The organism is Blattabacterium cuenoti, from assembly GCF_014251595.1.
Taxonomy (GTDB): Bacteria; Bacteroidota; Bacteroidia; order Flavobacteriales; family Blattabacteriaceae; genus Blattabacterium; species Blattabacterium cuenoti_Q.
In genome coordinates this window covers 403,977-420,944 of record NZ_CP059192.1, presented here as the reverse complement: position 1 = coordinate 420,944, position 16,968 = coordinate 403,977, and the positions used below count along the sequence as shown (strand labels likewise).

Genomic DNA, 16,968 nt, shown 5'->3' with positions numbered 1-16,968 from the left:
AAGTAATGGATAAACCTATATATGATAAATAAAAAAATAAAAAGTAAAAATAACTTTTTTTGGGTATATGCCGTCATATTTGCTATATTTTTAGGGATATTTTTTTTTAAATCTTCTTTTTCTAATCCCAGAAAAATAGATCAGGACACTTTTTTTGATATTTTATCAAAAGGAGAAGTGCAAAAAATTATAGTCAAACATAGAGAAATAGTATATGTTTATTTAAAAAAAGAATTTATTCCATTTAATAATTTTTATCGAAATCGTAATATTATTAAGAATTATGAAAATGAAAAAAGATTCACGACACAACCATTGCAATATGAATTTGAAATAGGAGATTTGCAATTTTTTCAAAAAAAATTTGAAGAATATAAAAAAAAATATAATTTAAATACTATTATTGATTTTAAAAATCAACAAGAATATACCATTACTAAATTTTTTTTTGATTATGGTATATTTTTCATATTATTAATTGTTTTTTGGGTTTTTTTATTTAGAAGAATAGGGTCTACTAGTGGAGGTCCTGGAGGACAAATATTTAATATAGGAAAATCTAAAGCTAGATTATTTGATGAAAATGATAATGTTAAAACAACCTTTAAAGATGTTGCAGGTTTAGAAGGAGCCAAAGAAGAAGTTCAAGAAATAGTAGAGTTTTTAAAAAGCCCTCAAAAATATACTAAGCTTGGAGGAAAAATCCCTAAAGGAGCTTTATTAATTGGACCCCCAGGAACAGGAAAAACTTTATTAGCAAAAGCTGTAGCTGGAGAAGCAAAAGTTCCATTTTTTTCTTTATCAGGGTCAGATTTTGTAGAAATGTTTGTAGGAGTTGGGGCTTCTAGAGTCAGAGATTTATTTGAAAAAGCTAAGGATAAATCTCCATGTATAATATTTATTGATGAAATAGATGCAATAGGAAGAGCACGTGGAAAAAGTAATATAGCGGGATCAAATGATGAAAGAGAAAATACTTTAAATCAACTTTTAACAGAAATGGATGGATTTGGAACTCATACTAATGTTATTGTATTAGCCGCTACTAATAGATCGGATATTTTAGATAAAGCACTCCTTCGTCCAGGACGTTTTGATCGTACTATATTGGTAGATCCACCTGAATTAAATGAAAGAAAAGAAATATTTCGAGTTCATCTTAAAAGATTAGTATTATCTGAAAATGTAGATATAGATTTTTTAGCAAGACAAACTCCAGGATTTAGTGGAGCTGATATCGCTAATGTATGTAACGAATCAGCTTTAATTGCAGCAAGAAGAGATAGATCTCAAATAGAAAATCAAGATTTTCTTGACGCAATTGATCGTATTATTGGAGGTTTAGAAAAAAAGAACAAAATTATAAAACCCAATGAAAAAAAACGAATAGCTTATCATGAAGCAGGACATGCTACAATAAGTTGGTTATTAGAACATGCCGCTCCTTTAGTCAAAGTCACTATAGTTCCAAGGGGGAGATCTTTGGGGTCAGCTTGGTATCTTCCGGAAGAAAGACAATTAACAACTCCAGAACAAATGAAAGATGAAATATGTGCATTGTTAGCAGGAAGATCAGCAGAAGAAATTATATTCAGTAACATTTCAACTGGAGCTTTAAATGATTTAGAAAGAGTCACAAAACAAGCTCAATCTATGGTTGCTATTTTTGGATTAAATGAAAAAATTGGAAACGTTTCTTATTATGATTCTACAGGACAAAATGAATTTTCTTTTTCTAAACCTTATAGCGAAAAGACGGCTCAAATTATAGATGAAGAAATATCTAAAATAATAACAGAACAATATCAAAGAGCCAAAAATATATTGAAAAATCATGAAAAAAAATTGTCTATATTGGCAAACGAATTATTAGAAAAAGAAGTTATTTTTAGAGAAGATTTGAAAAAAATATTTGGAGAAAGACCTTATCCTGATGAAATTGGAGATATGTTAAGTTGTTCAGTTACTAATACAGTAAACAACATATCTTCTTTTTAATTGTAAAGAATAATGAACAAAAAAAAAAATTTAGATTTTCTGATAAGATTTTTTACAGGTTTAATTTATGTTATTTCAATTGTATTTTCTATTGAAAAAGGGGAAAAAACTTTTAGAATAGTTATGATGATCCTATCTTTTTTTTGTTTATTGGAATTTTTATTAATATCAAAAATTAATACATATTTAATTAAAATTACTTCTTTATTTTTTTTATTTCCTATTTTCATAGATTTATTTTTTACAAAAAAGGGATTAATAGCATATGGAGTTTTTTTTATTCCTTATTCTATAATTTTTCTTGTAATTCAATTGTTTTCTAAAAAATATTCACATAAAGAAAAAATAATACAAGCAAGTTATCTAACTTTTGGGTTAGTGTATATTGTTTTACCATTTTATTTAGCTTCTTATATGTATACTATTGTTCATCATGGAAAACAATTGATTTTAGGTGTATTCATTTTAATATGGACAAATGATTCTTTATCCTATTTAATAGGAAAAAAATGGGGAAAAAGAAGAATTGCTATATCTATTTCTCCAAAAAAATCAATAGAAGGTATTATAGGAGGGTTATTTTTTTGTATAATATTAGGATTTTTTTTATACAAAATATGGGAAAAAAAATATTGGTTTATTTTATCTTTTACTGTTCCTATTTTTTCTACTATTGGAGATCTTGTAGAATCTATCATTAAAAGATCTTGTAATGTCAAAAATTCAGGAATTTGGTTTCCTGGACATGGTGGTTTTTTAGATAGATTAGATAGTTTTATTTTTGTTATTCCTATTATAGCCAGTGTAGTAACTAGTATTATTTATATTTTTTGAATGAAATTATAAAATTTTCATGATTGATTTCAACTTTTATAATTATGATTCATAAAGAAGGAATTCCATTTTTAGGATATACACTACTAATAATGATAGTAGTAATAATTTTTTCTTTTTTTTTATTATCTAGATTTATTTTCGTTTTTATATCAGTTTTTTTTGTTATTCTTTATCTTTTTTTTGTCTTCTTTTTTAGAAACCCAAAAAGAATTTCATATGATGAAAATTATGATCAAAATTATAATAAAGAATCAATTGTTTCTCCTGCTGATGGAAAAATCTTAAATGTACAACCAGTTTTTGAAAACGAATTTTTAAAAAAAAATTGCATATGCATTTCTATTTTTATGTCTCCTTTCAATGTTCATGTTAATAGATTTCCTGTTTCTGGAAAAATTATTTATGTAAAATATCATACTGGAAAACATGTTATAGCTTGGCTTCCTAAATCTTCATTACAGAATGAACATTCTACGATAGTAGTGGAAAGCACTAAAGGAAATCGAATCTTATTTCGACAAATTGCCGGTTTTTTAGCTAGACGAATTGTTTTATATGCAAAAAAAGATTCTATAATAAAAAAAGGAGATGAATTTGGATTTATTAAATTTGGGTCCAGAGTTGATATTTTTTTACCATTGAAATCCATCATTTTAGTGAAAAAGGGAGAAAAAGTTATTGGAGGAGAAACTAGAATTTCTTTTATTCCATCATAAATAGACTCCCTTTATCTTATCCTTGCGTCTTGTCAATTTTATTTGACTCCTTCATTATCAACATATTTATTTGACTTCTTCATAATCAACATCTTGTACATTTTCATTTCCTTTACTACTTTTTTCTTCATTTTCTTTTTTATTTGATTGATTGTTTTTATTTGTATTTTTGGCATTATAGATATCTTGAGAAGCATTACTCCAAGCTTCATTTAATTTTTTCATATAATTATCAATTGAAATCAAATCTTTTTGAGAATGTGCTTTTTTTAATTTATCTAATAAATCTTCTATATTTTTTTTATTATTTTCAGATAATTTATCTCCATAATCTTTCAATTGTTTTTCAGATTGAAAAATCTGATTATCTGCAGTATTTAATTTTTCAATTTCTTCTTTTATTTTTTCATCTTTTTGAGCATTTTCTTTCGCTTCTTTTTTCATTTTTTCTATTTCTTCTTGATTTAATCCTGAAGAAGTTTCAATACGTATAGATTGTTCTTTTCCTGTTCCTTTATTTTTTGCAGAAACATTAAGTATTCCATTAGCATCTATATCAAATGTAACCTCAATTTGAGGTGTTCCTCTAGGTGCTGGAGGAATATCAACTAAATCAAACCTACCTATTTCTTTATTATCATTAAACATTGGCCTTTCTCCTTGTCCTACACGGATGGTGACGGCCGATTGATTATCAGATGCTGTAGAAAATATTTCTGATTTTTTAGTGGGAATGGTTGTATTAGCATCAATAAGCTTGGTAAACACGCCTCCCAAAGTTTCAATACCTAAGGATAAAGGAGTTACATCTAATAATAATACATTTTGTACATCTCCCGTTAATACTCCTCCTTGTATAGCCGCTCCAACTGCTACAACCTCATCTGGATTTACTCCTTTAGATGGTTTTTTACTAAAAAACTTCTCAACCTCTTCTTGTACTTTTGGTATACGTGTAGATCCTCCTACCAAAATAACTTCATCTATATTTTTAGTGTTTAAATTAGCATCTTTCAATGCTTGAGAACAAGGACTGATAGAACGTTGTATTAAATTTTCTGATAATTGTTCAAATTTTGAACGAGTTAAAGTTAAAACTAAATGTTTAGGACCTGATTCTGTTGCTGTAATATAAGGAAGATTTATTTCCGTTTGATTGGAGGAAGATAGTTCTATTTTTGCTTTTTCTGATGCCTCTTTTAAACGTTGTAAAGCCATAGGATCCTTTCTAAGATCTAATCCTTCTTTTAATTTAAATTCATTAGCTAAATAATTAATAATAACTTGATCGAAATCATCACCTCCTAGATGAGTATCTCCATTAGTTGACAAAACTTCAAAAACTCCATCTCCTAATTCTAGAATGGAAACATCAAAAGTTCCTCCCCCCAAATCATATACAACAATTTTTTTGTTTTGATTACTTTTGTCTAATCCATAAGCAAGAGCAGCTGCAGTAGGTTCATTTATAATCCTTTCTACTTTTAATCCTGCTATTTCTCCAGCTTCTTTAGTTGCTTGTCTTTGTGCATCGTTAAAATAAGCTGGAACTGTAATAACAGCTCGATTAACTACTTCTCCTAGATAATCTTCAGCTGTCTTTTTCATTTTTTGTAAAATCATTGCAGATATTTCTTGAGGAGCATATAATCTTTTTTCTATATCAACTCTAGGTGTATTATTTCCTCCTTTAATAACTTTATAAGGGATATGTTTCAATTCTTCAGTAACTTCTGAATACATTCTTCCCATAAATCTTTTGATTGAAAAAATAGTTTTTTGGGGGTTAGTTACCGCTTGTCTTTTAGCGGGATCTCCTATTTTTCTTTCTCCTCCTTCTACAAAAGCGACTATAGATGGAGTCGTTCTTTTTCCTTCTGAATTAGGTATTACAACAGGATCATTGATTTCCATAACAGCAACACAAGAATTTGTTGTTCCTAAATCTATACCTATAATTTTACTCATTTTTATTACGTTTTTTCATATGTTAATTTTATTCAATAGGAACCACTTCAATCATTATGCCATAATCAAAATAAAACCTTTATAACTTTATAAATAAAAGGGAAGAGGAAATATGACAATAAAAAGCTTTTATGAAAAAAATTTTTTTATGACAAAAAGTCATTCATTAAATTTTTAAAATTTCTTATATTGATAAAATATAAATAAAATAACATGGATTTTTTAAGTTTAAAAACAATTTCAGCTAAAAAAAATACTGTAGTAAAATCTTGGATAATAATAGATGCAACAAATCAAATTTTAGGAAGACTATCGACTAAAATTTCTTGTATTATCATGGGGAAACACAAACCTTTTTTTTCTCCACATATAAATTGCGGAGATCATGTTATTGTTATTAATTCTAATAAAATTAAGCTTACTGGAAAAAAATGGAATAATAAAAAATATATTTATCATACCGGTTATCCAGGTGGTCAAAAGATAATTTCTATTCAAAACTTGTTGAATAAAGATTCAAGAAAGATAATATATAAATCAGTCAAAGGAATGTTACCCAAAAATCGTCTAGGACGATTAATTATTAGAAATTTACATGTATACAAAAAATCTGAACATCAACATCAAGCTCAAAAACCCGTTTTATTGAAATTACAAAATTTATGATCATACATACTATAGGAAGGAGAAAAAGATCACTTGCTCGTATATATTTGAAAATAGGGAATGGATCGATAATCATTAATTCTAAAAAATGGGATTTATACTTTCCAAAATATATTCATCAAAAAATAATGTATCCTATTGAAATAATAAAAAAGTTGAATCAATTTGATATAAACATTAAAGTTTTTGGAGGAGGATTTAATGGTCAAGCAGAAGCCATTCGTCTTGCTATATCTCGAGCACTTTGTCAATTAAATGTAAAAAATAGAATCAAACTAAAATCTGAAGGATTATTAACTCGTGATTCTAGAGAAGTAGAAAGAAAAAAATTTGGTCAAAAAAAAGCTAGAAAAAAATATCAATTTTCAAAACGATAAAATTAAAAAAATAATAATGAAAATCAATACCCAAGATTTATTGAAAGCTGGAGTTCATTTTGGGCATATTGCACGAAAATGGAATCCAAACATGCGTCCTTTTATTTTTATGAAAAAAGGAGGAATTCATATTATAGATTTATCAAAAACAATTCTAAAATTAGAAGAAGCTTGTAATGGTTTAAAAAAAATAGTAAAAAATGGAAAAAAAATATTGTTTGTAGGAACAAAAGCTCAAGCTAGAGAAAAAGTTTTCTATTATGCAAAAACTTCAAATATGCCATGTATTACAGAAAGATGGTTAGGGGGGTTACTTACAAATTTCACAACGATTCGTAAATCTGTAAAAAAAATGAATAATATAGAAAAAATGAAAAAAAACGGAACTTTCGATACTTTATCTAAAAAAGAAAGATTATTAATTGATCGATTATATGGTAAGTTATACAAAAATTTAGGAACTATTTCAAACATGAATCACATTCCAGGTGGTATTTTTTTGGTAGACCCCAACAAAGAAAAAATAGCTCTGACAGAAGCTAAAAAATTAAAGATTCCCATTTTTGCTATGGTAGATACTAATACAGATCCTAATGGTATTCAATACCCGATTCCTTCTAATGATGATTCTTCTAAATCTATAGATGTGATTTTAAAATTTGTGTCAGAAGCAATTCAATATGAAATTTCTATGAATAAAAATGAACACAAAAATAAAAAATAAATTTTATGAAAATTCCTGTGCAAAAAATTAATCAACTTAGAAAAATAACCGGTATTGGAATTATGGATTGTAAAAAAGCGTTGATTAACTCTAACGGAAATATAGATAAAGCTATTCATATTTTGAGAAAAAAAGGCGAAAAAATAGCAATTAATCGTTCATCATATCAAAAAAAAGATGGAGCTCTTATTGCTTCCGTTAATATCGATTATTCTTATGGAACAATTATAGGTATTAGTTGTGAAACTGATTTTTTATCCAAAAACTTTGAATTTTTGAATTTTTTGTCTACACTTTCAAAACAATCATTATTATTCAGCAATAAAATTGATTTTTTATATAGCCCGTATAATGAATATGAAAGTATTCAAGAAATGATCACAAATCAAATGGGAGTTGTAGGAGAAAAATTAGAATTAAAAATTTTTGAAAAAATCAATTCTCCATTTGTAATGAATTATACTCATCATACAAATAAAATTGCAACATTAGTTGGTTTTTCTACTAAATTAAATAAATCTTTGGCTAAAGATATAGCCATGCATATAGCCGCAATGAATCCTTTATTTCTTAATAAAGAAGAAATTCCAGATTTTTTAATAAAAGAAGAAATTGAAATTATTAAATCTCAAATTAAAAAAGAAAATCAATCTGATTTTATCAAAGAAAAAATAATTCAAGGTAAAATTGAAAAATTTGTATTAGAAAATACTTTATTAAATCAAAAATTTATAAAAAATACTGAAATTACTGTTCAAGAACATATGAATAAATATGATAACAACTTAAAAATAAATTCATTCAAAAGAATAAATATTTAAATAGAATTAAATGAAAAAATTAATATTAATTATTTTAGATGGTTGGGGTATTTCTTCTTATAAAAATTATTATTCTTCTGCTATACAACAAGCTTTTACTCCGTTTATTGATTATTGTTCTATAAATCATCCTTATAGTAAATTAAAAGCTTCTGGATGTGAAGTTGGATTACCTAAAGATCAAATGGGAAATTCAGAAGTAGGTCATACCAATTTAGGATCTGGTCGTAAAGTAATTCAAAGTTTAGAGAAAATTAATACATCTATAAAAAATCATCTGTTTGTTAAAAAAATAGATATTCTTTTTAAAAAAATTTCTTTTTATAAAAAAAAAATTCATTTTATTGGGTTGCTATCCGATGGAGGAGTTCATTCACATATGGATCATCTTTTTTATTTACTTAAAGTAGCTCATGAAAAAAAAATAAGAAACGTTTTTATACATGTTTTTACAGATGGAAGGGATTCTCCTCCAAAGAAAGGAATTTTTTATATAAAAAAACTTTTGAATATCACTGAACAATATGTTGGAAAACTATCTTCTGTAATAGGAAGATATTATTCAATGGATCGTAATCAAAAATGGAAAAGAACCATAAAAGCATATAATGCAATGGTTCATTCAAAAGGAATCTATACTAAAAATATTATTTCATCTATAGAGAAATTATATAATAATGGAATTACAGATGAATTCTTATATCCATTAATAATGGTTGATGAAAATGAAGTTCCTATTTCGAGAATAAAAAATGGAGATATTGTTTTTTGTTTCAATTTTCGTCCTGATCGTTCTAGACAAATAACAGAACTTTTAACAAAAAACAATGCTATTTTTTCAGAAATGAATAATATACATTTATCTCATTATATAACAATGACTTGTTTTAATCCTAAATACAAAGGAATTCACGTTCTTTTTGAAAAAGAATATTTAGCCGATACTTTGGGTGAAATCTTAGAGAAAGAAGGAAAACAACAAATCCGTATAGCTGAAACAGAGAAATACCCACATGTAACTTTTTTTTTCTCGGGAGGAAAAGAGAGTCCTTTTAACCAAGAAATCAGAATTTTATGTGAGTCTCCTCAAGTATCTACTTATGATTTAAAACCTGAAATGAGTGCAGAAAATATTATGAATAAAATTGTTCCTGAATTAAAAAAAAGGCAATCCGATTTTATTTGTTTAAATTTTGCAAATCCAGATATGGTAGGACATACAGGAAAAATGAAAGAAACCATTAAAGCATGTGAGATTGTTGATAAATGTGCAAAATATTGTTCTGAAATAGCTATAAATAATTCATATACAGTTATTATAGTAGGAGATCATGGAAACGCAGAATACATGGTTAATTCAGATGGAACCCCTCATACAGCTCATACTACATCTTTAGTTCCTTTTATTATTTTAGATAGGAATATAAAAAAAAAAAATATCCTTTTAAGGAAAGAAGGAGTTTTATCGGATGTAGCTCCTACTATTTTACAATTAATGGGAATTCCTATTCCTAAAATTATGACTGGAACTTCGATGATCATTAAATATTATAAATAAAATAATCAATATTTTGATACAAATAAAAACTATTGAAGAAATAATATTAATCAAAAAAAGTGCTGTTTTGGCTTCTAAAACATTAGGAATGTTAACTAAAGAAGTAAAACCAGGAGTTAATACTCTTTATTTAGATAAACTTGCAGAAAATTTTATTCGTGATCATGGAGGTAAACCCGCTTTTTTAGGTTTATATAATTTTCCAAACACTTTATGTGTTTCTCCAAATAATCAAGTTGTTCATGGAATTCCTAATCAAAATCCTTTATCTGAAGGAGATGTATTGTCTATAGATTGTGGAGTATATATGAATGGATTTTACGGAGAACATGCTTATACTTTTGAAGTTGGAAAGGTTTCTTATGAGATAAAAAAATTTTTAGATTGTTCTAAAAAATCTCTCTATATTGGTATCTCCAATTGTAAATGTGACAATAATATAGGAGATATAGGTTATTCTATTCAATCTTTTATTGAAAAAAAAGGCTATAATATTGTGAAAGATCTTGTAGGGCATGGATTAGGAAGGAGTATGCATGAAGAACCTAAGATTCCAAATTTTGGAAAAAAAGGAAAAGGAATGAAATTAAAGGAAGGATTGGTACTTTCTATAGAACCGATGGTGAACATGGGATCATCTGGAATTGTTTTTCACAAAGATGGATGGACAATAACAACTATAGATAACAAAATTTCATCTCACTATGAACATAATGTTGCTATTGTAGATGGCGCCCCTTGTTTACTTTCAACTTTTCGTTATATTTACAAAGAACTTAATTTGAAATCATTAGAAGAGGCCCCTTTTCAAAATAAAAAAATTTATGATTTATAATTTTCAATGTTAATTTTAATTAATTTTATTTTTTGATTAAGTTTTGTAATTTATTATTAAATAGCATAATTTGCATTTTAAATATAGGATATGCCTACTATACAGCAATTAATTAGAAAAGGACGTTCTTCTGTAGCTAAAAAACGAAAATCTATAGCTTTAGAATTATGTCCTCAAAAAAGAGGAGTGTGTACTAGAGTTTATACTACTACACCCAAGAAACCCAATTCTGCTATGCGAAAGGTAGCTCGTGTTCGTTTTACAAATGGTAGAGAAGTTATTAGTTATATAACAGGAGAAGGCCATAATCTTCAAGAACATTCAATAGTATTGGTTAAAGGAGGGAGAGTAAAAGATTTACCCGGAGTCAAATATAAAATAGTAAGAGGAGCTAGGGACACAGCTGGAGTAAATGGAAGAAGAAAAAGTAGAAGTAAATATGGAGCTAAAATAGCTAAAAAAGATTAAACTGTTAATGAGAAAAGTTAAAAAAAAAGAAAAAATATATTTTCCAGATCCTAAATATCATGATCCTCTAGTAACACGATTTGTGAATCATTTAATGAAAAATGGAAAAAAAAATATAGCTTATACTATATTCTATAACGCTATGAAAAAAATAGACACCATTAAAGAAAAAGAAGAGGAAGAAAAAACAGCATTGGAAATATGGAAGGAGGGGTTAAAAAATGTGATGCCTCATGTAGAAGTTCGAAGTCGTCGTATGGGAGGATCTAATATTCAAGTTCCTGTAGCAGTTTCTTCTCATAGTAAAATAACAAAAGCAATGAAATTGTTGATATCTTGTGCTTCTATTAGAAATGAAAAAACAATGGCTCATAAATTAGCATATGAAACATGGGACGCTTTTAAAGAACAAGGAGAAGCTGTGAAAAGAAAAGAAAATATTCATAAAATGGCCGAAGCGAATAAAGCTTTTTCACATTTTAGATTTTAGTTGTTTATTTTATTATGGCAAAAGATTTAAAATATACAAGAAATATAGGAATTGCAGCACATATTGATGCAGGAAAAACTACTACTACAGAAAGAATTTTATTTTATACAGGAATAAATCACAAAATAGGAGAAGTTCATGATGGCGCCGCTACTATGGATTGGATGCAACAGGAACAAGAACGTGGAATAACCATCACTTCTGCAGCAACATGTTGTGAATGGATCTATAACAAAAAAAAATATCAAATTAATATTATAGATACTCCAGGACATGTGGATTTTACCGTTGAAGTGGAAAGATCTATGAGAATTTTAGATGGTATGGTAGTTTTATTTAGTGCAGTAGATGGAGTAGAACCACAATCTGAAACCGTATGGAGACAAGCAGATAAATATTCAATTCCTAGAATTGCTTTTGTAAATAAAATGGATCGTCAAGGTGCTGATTTTTTTAATGTATGTTCTCAAATACAAAAAATTTTGGGAGCAAATCCAGTTCCTTTACAAATACCTATTGGTATTGGAGATAATTTTAAGGGAGTTATTGATTTGATTGCTAATCAAGCAATTATATGGGATGAAAAAAATTATGGAATGACATATCATAAAATTCCTATTCCAGAAGATATGAAAAATATAGTTGATGATTATCAAAATAAACTTCTTGAAACCTTATCTGAATATGATGATGCACTAATGGAGAAATTTTTATATGGAAACGAAAATTATTCTTCTATCTCACAAGAGGATATTATTCTTTCTTTACGAAAGAATACGATTAAAATGAAAGTAATTCCTATTTTATGTGGATCTTCCTTTAAAAATAAAGGAGTTCAAGCTATATTGGATGCTATATGTAGATATTTACCTTCTCCTCTTGAAGTCAAAGATATAGTAGGAACTAATCCTATTAATCAAAAAAAAGAAAAAAGAAAACCTAGTGAAAATGAGCCTTTTTCTGCTTTAGCTTTTAAAATATCGAGTGATCCTTTTGTTGGTCGATTAGCCTTTTTTAGAGTTTATTCTGGACAAATAGAATCAGGTTCTTATAGCTTCAATGCTAGATCTGGAAATAAAGAACGTATTTCTAGGATATATCAAATGCATGCCAATAAACAAAATCCAGTTGATAAAATAGGAGCTGGAGATATAGCCGCTGTAGTAGGTTTTAAAGATATTAAAACAGGAGATACTTTATGTGATGAAAAACATCCAATTTTATTAGAAAAAATATTGTTTCCTGAACCTGTTATTGGGTTAGCTATTGAACCTAAATATAAATCTGATATAGATAAAATGAGTTTAGCTTTATCCAAACTTATGGAAGAAGATCCCACTTTTCAGGTTAGAACAGATAATTATACAGGTCAAACTATTATTTCCGGTATGGGGGAACTTCATTTGGAAATAATTGTAGATAGAATGAAACGAGAATTTAAAGTTGAAGTAAATCAAGGGAAACCTCAAGTAGAATATAAAGAAGCTTTAACGGGGTTAGTAGAACATAGAGAAATTTATAAAAAACAAACAGGAGGGAGAGGTAAATATGCAGATATTTTATTCAAATTAGAACCTGGAAATACAAGTGGATCCGGTTTGGTTTTTATTAACAAAATAAAAGGAGGAAATATTCCTAAAGAGTATATTCCTTCTATAGAAAAAGGATTTCGTGAGATGATGAAAAACGGGCCTTTATCTGGTTATGAAATAGATAGCGCAAAAGTTACCATATTAGATGGATCCTATCATTCGGTTGATTCTGATCAATTATCTTTTGAGTTAGCTGGTAAATTGGGTTTTAGAGAAGCATCCAAAAAAGCTAAACCCATTTTATTAGAACCCATTATGAAATTAGAAGTTTTAATTCCAGAAGAAAATATGGGAGATATTATAGGTGATTTAAATCGTAGAAGAGGTGTTGTACAAAATATGAACAGTAGAAATAATATAAAAATAATTCAAGCTTTGGTTCCATTATCAGAAATGTTTGGGTATGTTACCGTATTACGAACACTTTCGTCTGGTAGAGGAACATCTGTTATGGAATTTTCTCATTATGAAAAAGTTCCTGAAAATGTAATAAATAATATAGCTATTGAAAATAAAAATCGAAATAAAAAATAATAGTAGAATAAAATTGATATACTATGGGTCATGATATAAAAATTAAATTAAAATCTTATGATTATAATTTATTAGATAAATCGGCCGAAAGAATTGTAAATTCAGTCCTTCCTACAGGAGTAATATTGAATGGGCCAGTTCCTTTGCCTACTGAAAGAAAAATATTTACGGTATTACGTTCTCCTCATGTAAACAAAAAATCAAGAGAACAATTTTTTCTTCCTACTCATAAAAGACTTTTACAAATTCATAATGCTTCATCAAAAACAGTAGATGCATTAATGAAATTGGAGTTACCTAGCGGGGTAGAAGCAGAGATCAAAGTATAAAAGTATGTCTGGATTAATAGGAAAAAATATAGGAATGAGTAGTTTTTTTCTACTAAATGGAAAAAACGTATCATGTACAATTTTAGAAGTAAAACCTTGTCATATAGTTCAAATAAAAACAATAGAAAATGATGGTTATTTTTCTATACAATTAGGAATAGATGATAAAAAACTAAAAAAAACTAATAAGTGTTTGTTAAATCATTTTAAGAAAGCGGGATTAAGTCCAAAAAAAAAATTATTGGAATTTAAAACAAATAAAGTATCTGATTTTATTTTGGGTAGTTCAGTGAATATAAAAATATTTAAAGAAGGGGAATTAGTTAATGTAAAAGGAATTTCCAAAGGAAAAGGTTTTCAAGGAGTAGTTAAAAGACATAATTTTTCAGGAGTAGGAGAAAAAACCCATGGACAACACAATCGTTTAAGAGCTCCAGGATCAATAGGAGCTGGATCTGATCCATCACGTGTTTTTAAAGGAAAAAAAATGGCTGGAAGAATGGGAAAAAAAAGTGTAACTGTTAAAAATTTAACAATATTAAAAATTGATTTCGATTATAATATTATGATATTAAAAGGTTCAGTTCCAGGAACTAAAAATTCATACTTAATGATTCAAAAAAAAGAATGGAATTAAAAATTTTAGATATAAAAGGAAATTATACTGATAAAAAAATAGAATTCAATGATAAAAATTTTTTAAAAAAATCTTACAATCATTCTTTATATTTAGAAGTAAAAAGATATTTATCCGCTCAACGTCAGGGAACTCATAAGTCTAAAGAAAGAGGAGAATTATCCGGTAGTACTAAAAAATTACACAGACAAAAAGGGACTGGAGGATCTAGAAAAGGAAATATAAAAAATCCTATTTTTAGAGGAGGAGGAAGAGTTTTTGGTCCAAAACCGAGAAAATATTTTACGAAATTAAACAAACGTACCAAAAATATAGTTAGAAGGTTTATTATTGAACAAAAATTAATACATCATAAAATAATGATCATAGAAGATTTAAAATTAAATGTTCCAAAGACTAAATTAATTTTAAATTTATTAAAATCATTACAATTAGAAAATAAAAAATCATTAATGATAATTGGAGAAAAAAATAAAAATTTATATTTATCTTCTAGAAATTTGAATAAGTTTAAATTATTAAGTGTAAATGAATTGGATTGTTTTTCTTTAATTAGTTTTCCATATATTGTTTTCTCTGAAAATTCCATTAATAAAATTTATCAAATTTTGTCTATTTAAATTATGATTTTAATAAAACCTTTTATGACAGATAAATCTTATAGAGGAAAAAAATATAATTTTTATACTTTTTCGGTAGATATAAGTTGTAATAAAATTCAAATCAAGAAAGAAATAGAAAAATTATTCGGATTTTCTATCAAAAACGTTAGAACAATGATTTATCCTAGAAAGGATAAATCTAAATATACTAAAAAAGGATTTCTTTATGGAAGAACTAATAAAGTTAAAAAAGCTATTGTTCAATTTTATGAAAATCAAAAACTTGATTTATTAAATAAAAAAGAGATTTAATGTCAGTTAAAAAGTTAAAACCCACAACACCAGGTCAACGTTTTAGAATTGTGAATTCTTTTAATCAACTTACAACTCGTAAAGTTGAAAAAACTTTAGTAAAAGGAAAATATAAATCCGGAGGTAGAAATAATATAGGTCGTATGACTATGCGTTATTTAGGAGGTGGACATAAAAGAAAATATCGAATTATAGATTTTACAAGAAGAAAATTTGGAATTTACGCTGTTATAAAATCTATAGAATATGATCCTAATCGATCTTCTTTCATTTCTTTACTTCATTATGAAGATGGAGAAAAAAGGTATATTATCACAATGGAAGGATTTAAAGTCGGACAAAAAGTAATTTCAGGTAAAAATATTCCTTTTAATATAGGAAACTCTACCTTTTTAAGTGATATTCCTCTAGGAACTCATATTTCTTGTATAGAGTTAAAACCAGGACAAGGAGCTAAAATAGCAAGAAGTGCTGGATCATTTGCTCAATTATTTGCAAAAGATAAAAAATATGCAACAATTAAATTTCCTTCTGGAGAAATTAGAATGATAATGATTAATTGTATGGCTACAATTGGAATTGTTTCTAATCTAGATCATCAGTTAGAAAGGTATGGAAAAGCAGGAAAAAAAAGACATGTAGGAAAAAGACCTAGAACACGAGGTGTTGCCATGAATCCTGTGGATCATCCAATGGGAGGAGGTGAAGGAAAAGCTTCTGGAGGAATTCCTAGAAATAGAAGAGGACAACCTGCTAAAGGATTTAGAACTCGTACCAAAAAACGATATTCTGATAAATATATTTTACAAAGAAGAAAAAAGTAACTAATTATTATGGCAAGATCTTTGAAAAAGGGACCACATGTATCCCAAACATTGTATAAAAAAGTTTTAAATAATATAAAACTAGATAAAAAAATTGTTATTAAGACTTGGTCTAGATCTTCCACTATTTTACCTGATTTTGTAGGACAAACTTTTTCTGTCCATAATGGAAAACAATTTATTAATGTTTATATTACAGAGAATATGATAGGACATAAACTTGGAGAATTTGCTCCTACTCGTATTTTTAGAGGTCATTCTGGATCTAAAAATAAATTGAAAATAAAAAATTAGAGTAATATGAAACAGGATACTAATATCGTTTCAGCTTCTTTAAATGGAGTCAGAAGTTCTCCTAGAAAAATAAGATTAATAGCCAATTTAGTTCGAAATAAAGAAATCTATCGAGCCTTAGATTTATTAAATTATAGTAGTAAAAAAAAAGTTTCTTTAATTTTAAAAAAATTGCTTTTTTCTTTATTATCTAATTGGAAAAAAAAATATAATCAACTTTTTTCTGAAGAAAAAGAATTTTTATATATAAAAGAAATTCGAGTGGATCAAGGAAAAACCTTAAAAAGATTACGTCCTGTTCCTCAAGGAAGAGGTCATAGAATAAGAAAAAGATCGAGTAATATTACTGTGTTTTTAGATAAAAAAAATATAAAAGAAATATAATT

The 16,968-nt window shown here is 27.0% G+C and carries 20 protein-coding genes; 19 read left to right on the top strand and 1 reads right to left on the bottom strand.

Translation table 11 applies throughout. The annotated features are described in order from the left end of the window. Positions 1–21 precede the first annotated feature (21 nt). From ftsH to H0H66_RS02040, 3 genes are read left to right on the top strand one after another with little or no spacing between them, the layout of a single operon-like run. Entirely contained in the window at positions 22–1,998 is a 1,977-nt protein-coding gene (gene ftsH / locus H0H66_RS02050; protein ID WP_185857790.1) for an ATP-dependent zinc metalloprotease FtsH, read from the top strand. 12 nt (positions 1,999–2,010) lie between these two features. After that, entirely contained in the window at positions 2,011–2,832 is an 822-nt protein-coding gene (locus H0H66_RS02045; RefSeq protein ID WP_185857789.1) for a phosphatidate cytidylyltransferase, read from the top strand. A 44-nt stretch (positions 2,833–2,876) separates the two neighbouring features. After that, a complete protein-coding gene (locus H0H66_RS02040) occupies positions 2,877–3,551 on the top strand; it encodes a phosphatidylserine decarboxylase family protein (RefSeq protein ID WP_185857788.1) in 675 nt (224 codons plus the stop codon). A 66-nt stretch (positions 3,552–3,617) separates the two neighbouring features. Here the strand turns inward: H0H66_RS02040 and dnaK are convergent, their stop codons facing one another. Continuing rightward, positions 3,618–5,519, bottom strand: coding sequence for a molecular chaperone DnaK (gene dnaK, locus H0H66_RS02035; protein ID WP_185857787.1), 1,902 nt, complete (start codon positions 5,517–5,519; stop codon positions 3,618–3,620). Positions 5,520–5,732: 213 nt separating this feature from the next. On the opposite strand from dnaK, the gene rplM reads away from it, so the two are divergent. The 16 genes from rplM (at position 5,733) to rplV (ending at position 16,966) form a co-directional block, all read left to right on the top strand. Further along, positions 5,733–6,185, top strand: a complete 453-nt coding sequence (gene rplM, locus H0H66_RS02030; protein ID WP_185857786.1) for a 50S ribosomal protein L13 — start codon at positions 5,733–5,735, stop codon at positions 6,183–6,185. Beyond that, complete coding sequence (gene rpsI, locus H0H66_RS02025; RefSeq protein WP_185858242.1) at positions 6,185–6,562, top strand: 30S ribosomal protein S9; 378 nt, start codon at positions 6,185–6,187, stop codon at positions 6,560–6,562. Before rplM ends, rpsI begins: the two co-directional genes overlap by 1 nt. Positions 6,563–6,578: 16 nt before the next feature. Beyond that, a complete protein-coding gene (gene rpsB / locus H0H66_RS02020; protein ID WP_185857785.1) occupies positions 6,579–7,286 on the top strand; it encodes a 30S ribosomal protein S2 in 708 nt (235 codons plus the stop codon). Positions 7,287–7,291: 5 nt separating this feature from the next. Continuing rightward, positions 7,292–8,107 carry a translation elongation factor Ts gene (gene tsf / locus H0H66_RS02015; RefSeq protein ID WP_185857784.1) on the top strand — a complete coding sequence of 272 codons (816 nt, stop codon included), beginning with the start codon at positions 7,292–7,294 and terminating at the stop codon, positions 8,105–8,107. A 10-nt stretch (positions 8,108–8,117) separates the two neighbouring features. Continuing rightward, positions 8,118–9,665: a 2,3-bisphosphoglycerate-independent phosphoglycerate mutase gene (gene gpmI, locus H0H66_RS02010; protein ID WP_185857783.1), complete on the top strand. Its 1,548-nt coding sequence runs from the start codon at positions 8,118–8,120 to the stop codon at positions 9,663–9,665. A 13-nt stretch (positions 9,666–9,678) separates the two neighbouring features. Beyond that, positions 9,679–10,500: a type I methionyl aminopeptidase gene (gene map / locus H0H66_RS02005; protein WP_185857782.1), complete on the top strand. Its 822-nt coding sequence runs from the start codon at positions 9,679–9,681 to the stop codon at positions 10,498–10,500. 90 nt (positions 10,501–10,590) lie between these two features. After that, entirely contained in the window at positions 10,591–10,968 is a 378-nt protein-coding gene (rpsL, locus tag H0H66_RS02000; protein ID WP_185857781.1) for a 30S ribosomal protein S12, read from the top strand. Between the two features lie 7 nt (positions 10,969–10,975). Next, positions 10,976–11,458 (top strand): 30S ribosomal protein S7, encoded by a 483-nt coding sequence (rpsG, locus tag H0H66_RS01995; RefSeq protein ID WP_185857780.1) that lies wholly within the window; start codon positions 10,976–10,978, stop codon positions 11,456–11,458. Positions 11,459–11,472: 14 nt separating this feature from the next. Continuing rightward, positions 11,473–13,584 (top strand): elongation factor G, encoded by a 2,112-nt coding sequence (fusA, locus tag H0H66_RS01990; protein ID WP_185857779.1) that lies wholly within the window; start codon positions 11,473–11,475, stop codon positions 13,582–13,584. 23 nt (positions 13,585–13,607) lie between these two features. Next, complete coding sequence (rpsJ, locus tag H0H66_RS01985; RefSeq protein WP_185857778.1) at positions 13,608–13,913, top strand: 30S ribosomal protein S10; 306 nt, start codon at positions 13,608–13,610, stop codon at positions 13,911–13,913. 4 nt (positions 13,914–13,917) lie between these two features. After that, positions 13,918–14,550: a 50S ribosomal protein L3 gene (gene rplC, locus H0H66_RS01980; protein WP_185857777.1), complete on the top strand. Its 633-nt coding sequence runs from the start codon at positions 13,918–13,920 to the stop codon at positions 14,548–14,550. Further along, a complete protein-coding gene (rplD, locus tag H0H66_RS01975; protein ID WP_185857776.1) occupies positions 14,541–15,170 on the top strand; it encodes a 50S ribosomal protein L4 in 630 nt (209 codons plus the stop codon). Before rplC ends, rplD begins: the two co-directional genes overlap by 10 nt. Before the next feature lie 3 nt (positions 15,171–15,173). Next, positions 15,174–15,464 carry a 50S ribosomal protein L23 gene (locus H0H66_RS01970; protein WP_185857775.1) on the top strand — a complete coding sequence of 97 codons (291 nt, stop codon included), beginning with the start codon at positions 15,174–15,176 and terminating at the stop codon, positions 15,462–15,464. Further along, positions 15,464–16,288, top strand: coding sequence for a 50S ribosomal protein L2 (rplB, locus tag H0H66_RS01965; RefSeq protein WP_185857774.1), 825 nt, complete (start codon positions 15,464–15,466; stop codon positions 16,286–16,288). The genes H0H66_RS01970 and rplB overlap by 1 nt, the downstream gene beginning before the upstream one ends. 9 nt (positions 16,289–16,297) lie before the next feature. Beyond that, entirely contained in the window at positions 16,298–16,582 is a 285-nt protein-coding gene (gene rpsS / locus H0H66_RS01960; protein ID WP_185857773.1) for a 30S ribosomal protein S19, read from the top strand. A 6-nt stretch (positions 16,583–16,588) separates the two neighbouring features. Continuing rightward, complete coding sequence (gene rplV, locus H0H66_RS01955; protein WP_185857772.1) at positions 16,589–16,966, top strand: 50S ribosomal protein L22; 378 nt, start codon at positions 16,589–16,591, stop codon at positions 16,964–16,966. The last annotated feature ends 2 nt before the right edge of the window (positions 16,967–16,968 follow it).

Excerpts from the sequence above, each read along its gene's own strand:
- rplC (WP_185857777.1), top strand. The coding sequence starts at position 13,918 with ATGTCTGGATTAATAGGAAAAAATATAGGAATGAGTAGTTTTTTTCTA.
- rplB (WP_185857774.1), top strand. The coding sequence starts at position 15,464 with ATGTCAGTTAAAAAGTTAAAACCCACAACACCAGGTCAACGTTTTAGA.
- rpsB (WP_185857785.1), top strand. The coding sequence starts at position 6,579 with ATGAAAATCAATACCCAAGATTTATTGAAAGCTGGAGTTCATTTTGGG.
- H0H66_RS02045 (WP_185857789.1), top strand. The coding sequence starts at position 2,011 with ATGAACAAAAAAAAAAATTTAGATTTTCTGATAAGATTTTTTACAGGT.
- fusA (WP_185857779.1), top strand. The coding sequence starts at position 11,473 with ATGGCAAAAGATTTAAAATATACAAGAAATATAGGAATTGCAGCACAT.
- tsf (WP_185857784.1), top strand. The coding sequence starts at position 7,292 with ATGAAAATTCCTGTGCAAAAAATTAATCAACTTAGAAAAATAACCGGT.
- gpmI (WP_185857783.1), top strand. The coding sequence starts at position 8,118 with ATGAAAAAATTAATATTAATTATTTTAGATGGTTGGGGTATTTCTTCT.
- H0H66_RS01970 (WP_185857775.1), top strand. The coding sequence starts at position 15,174 with ATGATTTTAATAAAACCTTTTATGACAGATAAATCTTATAGAGGAAAA.
- rpsL (WP_185857781.1), top strand. The coding sequence starts at position 10,591 with ATGCCTACTATACAGCAATTAATTAGAAAAGGACGTTCTTCTGTAGCT.
- rplV (WP_185857772.1), top strand. The coding sequence starts at position 16,589 with ATGAAACAGGATACTAATATCGTTTCAGCTTCTTTAAATGGAGTCAGA.
- rpsG (WP_185857780.1), top strand. The coding sequence starts at position 10,976 with ATGAGAAAAGTTAAAAAAAAAGAAAAAATATATTTTCCAGATCCTAAA.
- rpsS (WP_185857773.1), top strand. The coding sequence starts at position 16,298 with ATGGCAAGATCTTTGAAAAAGGGACCACATGTATCCCAAACATTGTAT.
- ftsH (WP_185857790.1), top strand. The coding sequence starts at position 22 with ATGATAAATAAAAAAATAAAAAGTAAAAATAACTTTTTTTGGGTATAT.
- dnaK (WP_185857787.1), bottom strand. The coding sequence starts at position 5,519 with ATGAGTAAAATTATAGGTATAGATTTAGGAACAACAAATTCTTGTGTT.
- H0H66_RS02040 (WP_185857788.1), top strand. The coding sequence starts at position 2,877 with ATGATTCATAAAGAAGGAATTCCATTTTTAGGATATACACTACTAATA.
- rpsJ (WP_185857778.1), top strand. The coding sequence starts at position 13,608 with ATGGGTCATGATATAAAAATTAAATTAAAATCTTATGATTATAATTTA.
- rplD (WP_185857776.1), top strand. The coding sequence starts at position 14,541 with ATGGAATTAAAAATTTTAGATATAAAAGGAAATTATACTGATAAAAAA.
- rplM (WP_185857786.1), top strand. The coding sequence starts at position 5,733 with ATGGATTTTTTAAGTTTAAAAACAATTTCAGCTAAAAAAAATACTGTA.